The sequence below is a fragment of the Rhizobium sp. TRM96647 genome (assembly GCF_025780115.1).
Taxonomy (GTDB): domain Bacteria; phylum Pseudomonadota; class Alphaproteobacteria; order Rhizobiales; family Rhizobiaceae; genus Mycoplana.
Map to the genome: position 1 here is coordinate 1 of NZ_JAOXHF010000033.1, position 10,799 is coordinate 10,799.

10 protein-coding genes and 1 pseudogene are annotated in these 10,799 nt (G+C 58.6%); 1 reads left to right on the forward strand and 10 read right to left on the reverse strand.

Features of this window, described 5'->3' with window-relative positions; genetic code table 11:
* Positions 1 to 15: 15 nt before the first annotated feature.
* The 10 genes and pseudogenes from OCK02_RS25895 to OCK02_RS25940 all read right to left on the reverse strand — a co-directional run bounded on the left by OCK02_RS25895 (position 16) and on the right by OCK02_RS25940 (position 9,182).
* Positions 16 to 984: pseudogene (locus OCK02_RS25895) on the reverse strand (hypothetical protein).
* Positions 985 to 1,233: 249 nt separating this feature from the next.
* Positions 1,234 to 1,962 carry an SDR family oxidoreductase gene (locus OCK02_RS25900; RefSeq protein WP_263815542.1) on the reverse strand — a complete coding sequence of 243 codons (729 nt, stop codon included), beginning with the start codon at positions 1,960 to 1,962 and terminating at the stop codon, positions 1,234 to 1,236.
* 22 nt (positions 1,963 to 1,984) lie between these two features.
* Complete coding sequence (locus OCK02_RS25905) at positions 1,985 to 2,713, reverse strand: SDR family oxidoreductase (RefSeq protein WP_263815533.1); 729 nt, start codon at positions 2,711 to 2,713, stop codon at positions 1,985 to 1,987.
* A 25-nt stretch (positions 2,714 to 2,738) separates the two neighbouring features.
* Complete coding sequence (locus tag OCK02_RS25910) at positions 2,739 to 3,809, reverse strand: ABC transporter ATP-binding protein (protein WP_263815534.1); 1,071 nt, start codon at positions 3,807 to 3,809, stop codon at positions 2,739 to 2,741.
* Positions 3,810 to 3,875: 66 nt separating this feature from the next.
* Positions 3,876 to 4,646, reverse strand: coding sequence for an SDR family NAD(P)-dependent oxidoreductase (locus tag OCK02_RS25915; RefSeq protein WP_263815535.1), 771 nt, complete (start codon positions 4,644 to 4,646; stop codon positions 3,876 to 3,878).
* Between the two features lies 1 nt (position 4,647).
* The gene (locus OCK02_RS25920) at positions 4,648 to 5,688 is read right to left on the reverse strand and encodes an NAD(P)-dependent alcohol dehydrogenase (RefSeq protein ID WP_263815536.1); all 1,041 of its coding nucleotides are present in this window, start codon (positions 5,686 to 5,688) and stop codon (positions 4,648 to 4,650) included.
* A 4-nt stretch (positions 5,689 to 5,692) separates the two neighbouring features.
* Positions 5,693 to 5,899 carry a DUF2160 domain-containing protein gene (locus tag OCK02_RS25925; protein WP_263815537.1) on the reverse strand — a complete coding sequence of 69 codons (207 nt, stop codon included), beginning with the start codon at positions 5,897 to 5,899 and terminating at the stop codon, positions 5,693 to 5,695.
* Position 5,900: 1 nt separating this feature from the next.
* Positions 5,901 to 6,734, reverse strand: a complete 834-nt coding sequence (locus OCK02_RS25930) for a carbohydrate ABC transporter permease (RefSeq protein WP_263815538.1) — start codon at positions 6,732 to 6,734, stop codon at positions 5,901 to 5,903.
* On the reverse strand, positions 6,731 to 7,609 hold the full coding sequence (locus OCK02_RS25935) for a carbohydrate ABC transporter permease (protein ID WP_263815539.1): 879 nt from the start codon (positions 7,607 to 7,609) through the stop codon (positions 6,731 to 6,733). The genes OCK02_RS25930 and OCK02_RS25935 overlap by 4 nt, the downstream gene beginning before the upstream one ends.
* 142 nt (positions 7,610 to 7,751) lie before the next feature.
* A complete protein-coding gene (locus OCK02_RS25940; RefSeq protein WP_263815540.1) occupies positions 7,752 to 9,182 on the reverse strand; it encodes an extracellular solute-binding protein in 1,431 nt (476 codons plus the stop codon).
* Positions 9,183 to 9,426: 244 nt separating this feature from the next.
* Between OCK02_RS25940 and OCK02_RS25945 the strand changes: the two genes are divergently transcribed.
* Entirely contained in the window at positions 9,427 to 10,350 is a 924-nt protein-coding gene (locus tag OCK02_RS25945) for an AraC family transcriptional regulator (RefSeq protein WP_263815541.1), read from the forward strand.
* The last annotated feature ends 449 nt before the right edge of the window (positions 10,351 to 10,799 follow it).

Below are 10,799 nucleotides of genomic sequence, written 5' to 3' on the forward strand. Positions count from 1 at the left end.
AAGCGCAATCCGGTTTCAACGAAGGGTTTGCAAAGAACTTTTGAAACAGGCTTCACAATCATCAAGCGCCTCTTTCCTTCGACCTGCCGGCGCCACTCTTCGCCGGGACCGGCACCGGTCACCCGCCTGTGTTATCGATTTATGCTGCGACTGTGTCATCGCCTCGGATAGGGGAATGCCACGATGGCGGCCTCGATGAGGTAGCGGAGCGCAGGCCGTACGCGGAAGCTCTTGCGGATCAGGCCCGGCCCTGGCACGACGGGATTTGAGGATCACGTTGACCGACATGTGTCGTCAGCGCCCGGCGATCGACATTACTCACTGATCGATGCGGCGGAAGACCGGGCCGCTGTCGCTCCGGGCCTCCTGCAGCCAGTGCTTCAACGCTTCGACCAGTCGTCCGATCATCACCGATCGGGAATCGTCGTCCGGACCCGTCGTTCTGGTGCGGCTAAGGCGGATGGCCAGGCAGGGGAGGGGAAGCCAGATCCTCAGGGGCCGCGCGGACCGGCTCTTCCTCGACCAGCGATTTCGGAATGCCCAGCGCGTCAGGATCGACCAGGAGGTCAGCCGCCGCTGTACCGTGGCCGGCGCATGCGGACCTTCCGATCGCAGCACCACCTGGCTTCGCAATCCAATTTCGACCTCCGCCGGCTTCCCATGCGCCGGATCGCCTTCACGCCGGACGGGATCCCAGAGGTGGTGGGCGACGAACTGCAGCAGCAGCGCCCCGGGTGTGGGCCAGGGGGATCGCTGGTAGGCAGCGCGCACCAGGCATCGAATTAGGTGAGGCCGGGGGCGCGCGCAGCATTTTTTTGCGCCCACGCCCTCCTTCGCCAGATGCGTCAGTGTCGCGACATCATCATCTGTTAGAAGTGCTGCCAGTTGGTTGCGTCGGTCGAACGGCAGGATAGCGTGGAATGCATCCAGCCCTTCGGCGCGCTTTGGGATTCGCGAGTCTGTACCTGAAGACCTATTGCTCATGGGAGAGCGTTCCCAGAAGGGGGACACCGTCGCTCCGGGCTGCACTTGCAAGCTTACTTTGCGCCCCCATTTCGGACGTTTGTAAAGTTGACCGCGCGCCGCAAAAGCCGACGTTGCGCCTTCCGACGAACTGGATGTGACCACAAGGATTGCTAGTCGATGCAATTCGGTGCGATCGTTTGTTTGTTATCGTAGACCTATGGCGCGAAGTCCGGAGTTCAGCTTCCGAAACGACTTGGTGTTCCTTACCTACACGTCGAAATTTGTCGGCAACACAATCATGTCCCGGATCGTGACGTTTCGTGGGCGGGTCAGCATGAAGATGATGGCCTCCGAGACCTCTGAGGGCTCGATCAAACTTCCATTGGCTTTTGCTTTTTCGAGATTTTCCGCAGGCCAATCGGCAAGCAGAGCGGAAACGACCGGGCCGGGCGAGACCTGGCTAACCCTGATGCCGTGGTTTTTCAACTGCCGGCGCATGATCTGGACGAAACTAGTAATCGCCCATTTGGAGCTGGAATATACCGGCTCCCACTGGATCGGCGCATGGCCGGCCACGGAGCAAGTGACCAAAATGTCCCCGGTCCCGCGCTCGATCATGTGCGGAGCGATGTCGCGGACGTTCTTCATGACGGCGTTCACGTTGAGATTCAGCATCCGATCCATTGTCGCGGTATCGGTATCGATCAAGTCCCCGCCAATGTAGGACCCTGCATTGCAGTGTAGGATATCGAGGTGGTCGACCTTTGCCAGGATTTCCGGCACCATGGCCGCACAACTTGCGGCATCCAAAAGATCGGTGACCTGGGAAACTACAGCGTCGCCGAACTTGGCAGCGTACGTTTCGAGCGCCTGTCTGTTATAGTCGACCATCACGACCTTGGCGCCGGCATCGATCAGGGCACAGGTCGTGGCCAGACCAATACCGGAAGCTGCGCCGGTCACCGCGGCGATCTTTCCTTTGAGTTGTTTAGTCATCTTCTTGTCTCGCTCTTGTTTTTCAGACAGCAAGGAAGCCGCCGTCGACTGGAAGGACTGCGCCACTGATCATGGCCGCGTCCTCTGAAATAAGCAGTGCGATCGACCGTGCGACATCGCCGACCTCTGCAAAACGCGCCATCGGGTGGCGAACAATCATTGGGTCACGTTTGGAAGGTTCGGACCACGCCTTTGCGGCAAGTTCCGTCATGGTAACCGTAGGCGCCACTGCGTTGACGCGGATTCCATAGGCGCCGAGTTCCTTGGCCATGACGCGTGTCGCACCTTCCAGTCCCGCCTTTGAAGCGGCGTAAGCCACATGATCCACGAAACCACGATGTCCGGCGATCGAGGTCACATTCACGATCGTGCCGCCGCCACCATTTGAAATGCGGGCCCTCGCGAACTCCTGCGCACAAATCAGCGCGGCACGAAGGTTGATCCCCAGGACCTGCTCATAGCCCTCCTCCGTCATGTCGAGGACGCTTTCGAGCACGTTCGTTCCCGCGCAATTGATCAGCGCGTCGGCCAGCCCCGCCTTCTTCATGGCGGCGCGTGCTGCGGCACTGTCTGCGAGATCGACTGATAGTACGGTCGCGCCGAACTTTGCCGCCAGATGATCCAGATCGGCCTGCGAACGCGACAAGGCTACGACCCGCGCGCCACGCTGCGTGAGCAGTTCAACGCAGGCGCGACCGATGCCCTTGCCAGCACCCGTGATGACTACCGTTTTTCCTGTAAAGTCCGACACGGTTGATCCTCCCGATGCCTGTTGCTCAGAACGCGAGTCTTTGGTCGGTTTGCTTGTCGAACACATGAGCGGCGGCAGGATCGACGTCGAGCCGTATCCTGTCGCCCGGCTTCAGCGCGTGGCGCTCGCGGAAGGCGCACAACACACGCTGGCCTGCCAATTGGGCTGCCAAAAGAATTTCGGCCCCCGTCGGCTCGATCAACTCGACAGTCGCCGGTACGCCCGTATCGGCATGCGAGAGCATCCACTGGTCAGGACGAACCCCGTATATCACCTCTTGGCCGTTGCTTGCCCGCGTGCCTTGTGGAAGGGGAAGGGTCGATCCATCGGCGAGCTGCGCTGAGTTTCGAGAGAGATCGATCGTGGCCGGTAGCATGTTTATCGCTGGCGATCCGATGAAACCGGCGACGAAGGTATTTGTCGGCCTGTCGTAAAGCTCCAGTGGCGCACCGATCTGCTCCACCTTGCCGTCGCGAAGCACGACGATGCGGTCCGCCATGGTCATGGCTTCAATCTGGTCATGCGTGACATACACGGACGTAGCGCCGAGGCGCTGGTGAAGAGCTTTGATCTCCGAACGCATATCCACGCGCAACGCGGCGTCCAGGTTTGACAACGGCTCGTCAAAAAAGAACGCCTTTGGGCTGCGAACCATCGCTCGCCCCATGGCAACACGCTGCCGCTGGCCTCCGGAGAGCGCCTTCGGATATCGGTCGAGATAAGGCGTAAGCCGCAGCATCTCGGCAGCCTTATCGACCTTGGCGTCGCGATCCGCAAGATTTTCGCCGCGCAACTTCAATGCGAAAGCCATGTTTTCCCGGACGGTCATGTGCGGATAGAGTGCGTAGTTTTGGAATACCATCGCCACGTCACGGTCCTTGGCGGCGATGTTGTCGACGCGATGTCCGCCGAGCTTGATAGTGCCGCCGGTAATCTCCTCAAGGCCGGCAAGCGATCGCAGCAGCGTGGATTTGCCGCAACCGGAGGGTCCGACCAGTACGACGAACTCACCGTCGGCTATATCGAACGAGATTTTGCGCAGTGCGTGATAGGAGCCGTAATGCTTGTCGACCTGGTCGAGCTCGATCGTCGCCATATGTCAATCCTTAGTCAGTTGTGGCGGCATGGCCGCGGATCATTCGGGACGGGGGCAGGGGCAGCTTCACCATGAGGTATATCCTGCATCCGCAACGACGATGCTGCCGGTCATCAGGCTGGCGGCATCGGAAGCCAGGAACAGGACGACAGACGCAATTTCCTCGACTTCGCCCATGCGCTTCATCGGCGTCATGTCCATCCAGTCCTTGTCCCACCCGGTCTCTTCAATGGCGGCCTTCGTCATGTCTGTAGCGATATAAGTTGGCGCGACGGCGTTGACGCGGACGCCCCGTGGGGCCCATTCGACAGCAAGCGACTTCGTCAGCATGTGAACGGCACCCTTCGAGGCGTTGTAACCCGCTTGCGGCTGCGGCCGGTTGGCGATGATGCCGGACATTGAACCGATATTGACGATCGAGCCTTTGCCCGCCTTCAACATGAGGTTTCCGAAGGCACGATTGCTCCAGAACACGCCATTGAGGTTCACGTTTGCGACCCTCAGCCAGTCCGCATCGGACATTTCCTCTGCCGGACTGTGCGAAGCAATGCCGGCATTGGGGACCAGAATGTCCACGCGACCAAGCTTGGTCACGATCGCCGCCGCGACACGGTCGGTTTCGCCGGAATCGGTCACGTCGAGACGTACGAATTCGGCTTTTCGCCCCCTCGCGGCGAGCTTCGAGACGGCCGACTGACCGAGCTCTTCGTCAAGATCAGTCAGCAAGACATGCGCGCCGGCTTCGGACAGAGCATCAGCGCAGGCATAGCCGATGTTGCGCCCCGCACCGGTGACGACGGCGACCCTTCCACTGAGATCCAATTTCCGCAGGTACATGCTACTTCCCAAGCTCGATCTGAATCTTAACGGAGGACGGCTTTGGTCGTACGGCGTAATCGAACGCTTCGATCGAGTCCTCAAAGGCGTAGGTATCGGTGATCAGCGCATCGACATTGATCTGGTTCGATCCCAAGAGCGCGACGATGCGCGGGTAGACATGGGCGTAGCGGAATACGTGCTCGATGCGCAGTTCCTTGGTTTGGGCGATGACGACATCGAGCGGGACCGGCTTAAGCGGCATGCCGACAAACACGATGACTCCGCCAGGGCAACCATGGTGCAACGTGCCTGCGATCACTTCGGCCGCGCCCGAACATTCGAAAACGACATCGACGCCCCAGCCCTCGGTTTCGCGGGCTACGACACTTTTCAAGTCCTGATCGCGAACGTTGACGGTCATGATGGCAGGCCCGAGTTTGCGCGCTACGGCAAGCTTCTCATCGACAACGTCAGTGACGATAACTTTGGCACAGCCGGCTGACAGCGCGGCGATCGCTGTCACCATGCCGATCGGACCGGCACCCGTAACCAGCACGATCGCGCCGGCTGTCAGCCTCGCCTTGGAGACTGCGTGAAAGCCTACAGCCAGCGGCTCGATCATGGCGCCAGCGGCGTAGGAAACATTGTCCGGAAGCTTGAAGGTGAAAGCCGCTGGGTGGACCACGCTCGGCCTCAACACGCCATGCACCGGGGGTGTCGCCCAAAAGCGCACCGTGGGGTCAAGATTGTAGAGCCCCAGCCGTGACGCGCGACTTTGAGGGTCGGGAATGCCGGGCTCCATGCAAACGCGGTCACCCACTTTCAGGTTCTGGACCGCGCTGCCGACCTCTTCGATGATACCGGCGGCTTCATGGCCGAGGATCATCGGCTCGCGCACCACGAAAGGGCCGATCGCGCCGTGAGTATAATAGTGAACGTCCGATCCGCAGACGCCCACGGTCTTGATGGCAATGCGAACGTCGGTGGGACCGAGCGCTTCCTTCGGGTCCAGGTCGCGAATGCACAGTTCGTCTTTCCGTTCGAGAACGAGTGATCTCATGTCTTCAGCCCTTTCGGATAATAAACACGGCCAACACGAGGCAGAGCACCGTCGCCACCCATAGGGGCAACATGCCCTCCAGGAATCGCATCCAGAGAAGGTGCACCAGGATCAAGATCACGACCGAGATGAAGCCCCTGTCGAAGCCGTTGGTTCGGATCGGCAAGAAACCGTCGCGCTCGGGTTTCTGGGTTTGAATGCCAGCCATCATCTTACCCTTTCAATGCGCCGAACGTCAGACCCGTCACGATGTGCTTTTGGACGAAGCCGAGCACCACCAGGGCTGGAAGCGTGGTCAGGAACGCCATCGCTGCCATCTCGCCCCAGTTCGTTCCGGTGACCGAGACATATTCAGCGAGCGCCGTCGTCACGGTCCTGGCGCCAGCCGACGACGTTAGGGTCGCTGCAAACAGGTACTCGTTCCAGGAGAAAATCCAGGTCAGGATGAAGGTGACGGCCAACCCCGGCCGCGCCAGCGGCAAGATGACGTGGGACAGCACCTGGCCGGTCGTCGCACCATCGACCCGGGCCGCTTCGTCCAGTTCCAGTGGAATCCCGTCCAGCATGCCCTTCAAGAGCCAGATGGCGAAGGGCAGGTTAAAGACGCAATAGAGAAGGATTAGGCCAATCTTCGTGTCGAACAACATGAAATCGCCGAATACGAACCACTTGGTAAACAACAGGAAGAGCGGCAGCAGAAACACGGCCGGTGGCGCCATGCGGTTGGTGATCAACCAGAAAAACACGTTGTCGCCACCGCTGATCTTGTAACGCGACAGCCCGAACGCCGCGAGCAAGCCGAGCGCGCACACCAGCGCTGCGTTCGATGTCGCAACAATTAGCGAATTCCAGAGATACTGCAGGAAGGTCGAGCTGTTCAGCACGGCCAGGAAATTGTCCCAGTACAGATCGTCGATGAGGAACGACTTCGAATAGAGCTTCACGCGGGGGCGCATCGAAACGACCAGCATCCACCAGACCGGAAGCAGTGTCAGAATGGTCAGACATATCCAAAGGACGAACGAGATTATACCGGAGCGCCTCATTGTGCGCCTCCCTTGCGGCCGGTCATGGCGACGAATAGCAGCCAGCTCAAAACGATCGTAACGTAAAGCGTCAGAAGGGACATGGCCGCGCCGTAGCCATAGTCTGTCTTCGGAAAGACGTTGATCCAGATATGAAGGCCAATGAACCGGGTCGCCTCGGCCGGACCGCCTTTGGTCAGCATCCAGATTTCATCCACCGAGCGCAACGCGTCCATCAGCCGAATGAAGACGGTTGTCAGCAATACCGGCTTCAACATCGGCACGATCACGTACCAGAATATCTGCAGCTTGTTGCCGCCGTCGATCTGCGCCTGTTCGAGCGGTTCTTTCGGCAAGGCGGTCAGTCCTGCCATGAGCGAAAGGGTGACGAACGGCGTCCAGTGCCACAGGTCCATGATAATCGCCGTGGAGAAGGCGTGATAGGCATTGGTCGAGATGTTGTAGTCGATGCCGAACCACTGTTTCAGGTAATAGGGCACGATGCCAAAGCCTGGAACGCATAGCAGCCGCCAGGTGGCGCCGACTGCAATAGGCGCGACAACGATTGGCAACGTGTGGATCGTGCGAAAGAACTGCCGGCCCCACAGGCGGTCTGCCATCAGCGCGCGGGCCAAGACATAACCCAACAACAGTTCGCTCACAACGACGAAGAAGGCAAAGACCAGCGTGCGCGCAAGCGAGTTCAGGAATGTCGTGTCAAAGACCAGGCTGCGGTAATTCTGGAGGCCTGCCCAGCGCAGCGTGGGATCGACTGCGTTGGTATTCCAGTCGAAGAAACCGACATAGAGAATGTAGATGAAGGGAACGAACCCGACAACAAACAGGATTAGCGTGGCTGGTGCTAGAAACAGCCATCCGATGTTGGATTGTCTCATCCTTCGCTCCGTCAGATCGTGCTTAAAGTCTTATTCGCCCGGCTATCAGCGTCGCGGTCAGACCCCGCCAACCGCAGTCAGGAAACCGGGGGCGGCCACCTTCTTGAAGGCGACCGCCAACCGCCGGGAGGTACGGTTTTTTTTACTTGCGGTAGCCGAGCTTTACGAGCTCAGCTTCGGCTGCGGTGGCGGCCTGGTCCAACGCATCGTCCGGCTCGATTTCACCGACGATGGCTTTGTAGATGAACGGCGCGACGACCTGCAGAACCTGCGAATGGAATGGGAACGGCGGTGCACCGGCAAACAGCTTTCCATCCTCACGCATCAGCGTGTAGTAGCCGTTCATCTTCTTGTCCTGCTCGACAATTTTGGGATCGTCGTAGGTCGAGTTCATGACGATGCGGGAGCCGGCCAGCGCCCAGTCCGTCTGCACCGAAGCCTGCCCGATATACTGTAGGAAGAGCAGCGAGGCATCCTTGTTCTTGGACGAATGCGGGATACCGAAGGCGCCGCCGTCGTAGTAGCCGATATATCCCTTGCCGGCTTCGGCCGCTTCTATGATACCCGCCTCAACCGGAGGCAATGACACGTCCACTTTGCCGACGACCGTCGATTTGCTTTCGTCGGTCGCGATCCAAGCAGCGTTTTCACCGTAGACGAGGCCTTGGGCTGCACGGCCGGCGGCAAATGTCCCGGCAACCTCGTCCCACGTGGACGACGTCGATTCCGGCGGCGCATATTTCAGCAGGCCGACCCAGTAGTTGAGCGCCTTCTTCGCGGCGGCGGAGTTCATCTGGCCGCCGTTCGCTTCTGTGGCCGCGAAGGTCGTGCCGTCGATGCCCCAGTTGTACACGCCGAAGGTCGGCGCGACCGACTCGAAGAATTCGTAGAAGGCGGCGGGGTGGCTCGAGGAGGCCTGTACGGTTGTTCCCCAAAGTTCCTTGTCTGCGCCATATTCGGTGAAGAACTTGGCAATCTGAGTATACTCGTCATGCGTCGTCGCGGGCTTCAGATCCGCACCGGTGGAATCCTTGTATGCTTCCTGGATCGCCGGATCATCGAAAAGATCCTTGCGGTAGAGGTAAGGCTTGATGAATGCTTCCATGGGTACGCCCATGACGTGGCCCGACTTCGGATCCTTGAAATAGTTCAGGAAGGTGGTGAAATTTTCCGGGTTGAAGTCCGGCGAAGCGATCTTTGCATTATCGGCGAGCGACTTGGTGATATCGACCAGGAAGTTGCGAGCCAGATACGTATATACGATGTCCTGCTCGATATAGACGAAGTCATAGATGCCCGTATTGGCCTCCATGTCCTTGATCGCCTTGTCGTACATCTGGTCCCAAGATGTGGCCTCGAATTCGACCGTGATGCCGGTCTCTTCGGTGAATTTCGGACCGAGTACCTGCTCGACATATTTCGACGCTGGGGTCGATTCCGAAATGCCCCGGATGGTCGTACCCTGATAGGGCTGGGCCGCAGTCTTCCACCAGGAGTCCTGAGCAAGAGCGGTCGAACTCCAAAGGCTAAGCGAGACGAAGCCAACGCCCACGGTTTTGATAAAACTGTTCATTGTTCTCCTCCATTTTGGATCGCAGAATCGGTCCGGTTGTGCGTGATAAACTCTCCTCCGACACGCTCAACGGACCTCAATAGTTGTGGAAAGAAGGGGTGGACACAAGTGCGGCCATTGCGCAATACTGATACTCTCATGCGAGAAATTCCAAAAATAGCCATGAAATTTTGTGTGCATTGCACAATCTAATATTGATTGTTAGCGCAACGAGCATGCCGGCAAGCGCGGGAGGATGCCTGCAATGTCAGTTAATTCGCCAACGGTCGCGAGGTTCGAATATGTCTTGACCGGCGCGGACGAGACCTTCCTGTGGCGCCGCGACGACTACCCGTGGGAACGCAACGTCTGGAATTTCCATCCGGAGGTGGAGATCCACTACATTCCCAACGCCAGCGGCGTCCTACTTGCAGGCGATCATGTCGGCGCGTTCACGCCTGGCCATATTTCCGTCATCGGAAGCAACCTGCCGCACGACTGGGTGACGCCGCTCGGACCGGACGAGCGCATCCCAGGACGCGACATCGTCATCCAGTTTCTGCCGTCCAAGCTGGAGCAGGCTTCAGCGTTCCTGCCGGAACTGGCGGGGCTGCGTGATTTTCTCACCCGCGCGCAGCGGGGGCTTTCCTTCAATGGCCGGGCGCGGGAACAGGCGGAGGCACTGATACTCGACATGGAGTTTCAGACCGGCTCGCTGCGGCTTTCGACCTTCCTGTCATTGCTCTCGCTGCTGCGCGACACTGAAGAGTTCGATACGCTGTCTTCGGAAGCCTATGTGCCGGACCTGAGCTATGGTTCGCTCGAAGCTCTGCAACAGGTCTTCGCGTATCTCTTTGCAAATCTGTCGGAGGACATCCGGTTGCCGGATATGGCTCGCATGGTCGGCATGAGCGACAGCGCTTTTTCGCGATTCTTCAAGAAAAACAGCGGGCACACCTTCACCGACCACGTCAACAAGCTTCGTATCTGGAAGGCCGGGCAACTATTGACCGATACCTCTATGCCGATAACGGACATCTGCTTCGAGGTGGGTTATCGCAATCTGTCAAATTTCAACCGGGTATTTCTTCGCCACCACAACTTAACACCGACAAGATACCGCAAACTGTCCACCAACCGCAGAACCGTTCCGTTACCTCAGACAGCGACGGACCATGCGTCTGCGTAGCTAAGTAGATGATACGTCGCACCGCGGGTAGATGCATTCTCTCCTTGCGCTTTATTCTGCCTGGACTCAAACCTACCCCTTACCGACGAGACACCGCCGTCAATGACGACACATTTCAAAGTCGGATAATCCATTCAAGGCATATAGGTGCTCTGCAATCCGCCCCTCGTTGATCGGTGAATATTGCCGCGGGACGTCAATGGGAAGAGTACAGCCCACTTACGGCACAGGACAATAGCGAACATCTCTCCGCGGAGGAACTCCCGTTACTCGTCCATTGCCGATCACAGGTCACGGCGACGATGACAACGTGGGAACGGAACATCGGTTACGCAAGGAGAGCGCCGTCGCGAGGTAGTCGATCATTCCTCTGCGGGAGCAATCTGTATCAGATGCTGCTGGCAGACCTTCTCGATCCTGGAGATGAGCAGTTCGGTTCGCTCGACAAG

What these genes read in the sequence shown, in the direction of transcription:
- OCK02_RS25900 (WP_263815542.1), bottom strand. Translation starts at nt 1,962, where the DNA reads ATGACTAAACAACTCAAAGGAAAGATCGCCGCGGTGACCGGCGCAGCT.
- OCK02_RS25910 (WP_263815534.1), bottom strand. Translation starts at nt 3,809, where the DNA reads ATGGCGACGATCGAGCTCGACCAGGTCGACAAGCATTACGGCTCCTAT.
- OCK02_RS25915 (WP_263815535.1), bottom strand. Translation starts at nt 4,646, where the DNA reads ATGTACCTGCGGAAATTGGATCTCAGTGGAAGGGTCGCCGTCGTCACC.
- OCK02_RS25920 (WP_263815536.1), bottom strand. Translation starts at nt 5,688, where the DNA reads ATGAGATCACTCGTTCTCGAACGGAAAGACGAACTGTGCATTCGCGAC.
- OCK02_RS25925 (WP_263815537.1), bottom strand. Translation starts at nt 5,899, where the DNA reads ATGATGGCTGGCATTCAAACCCAGAAACCCGAGCGCGACGGTTTCTTG.
- OCK02_RS25930 (WP_263815538.1), bottom strand. Translation starts at nt 6,734, where the DNA reads ATGAGGCGCTCCGGTATAATCTCGTTCGTCCTTTGGATATGTCTGACC.
- OCK02_RS25935 (WP_263815539.1), bottom strand. Translation starts at nt 7,609, where the DNA reads ATGAGACAATCCAACATCGGATGGCTGTTTCTAGCACCAGCCACGCTA.
- OCK02_RS25940 (WP_263815540.1), bottom strand. Translation starts at nt 9,182, where the DNA reads ATGAACAGTTTTATCAAAACCGTGGGCGTTGGCTTCGTCTCGCTTAGC.
- OCK02_RS25945 (WP_263815541.1), top strand. Translation starts at nt 9,427, where the DNA reads ATGTCAGTTAATTCGCCAACGGTCGCGAGGTTCGAATATGTCTTGACC.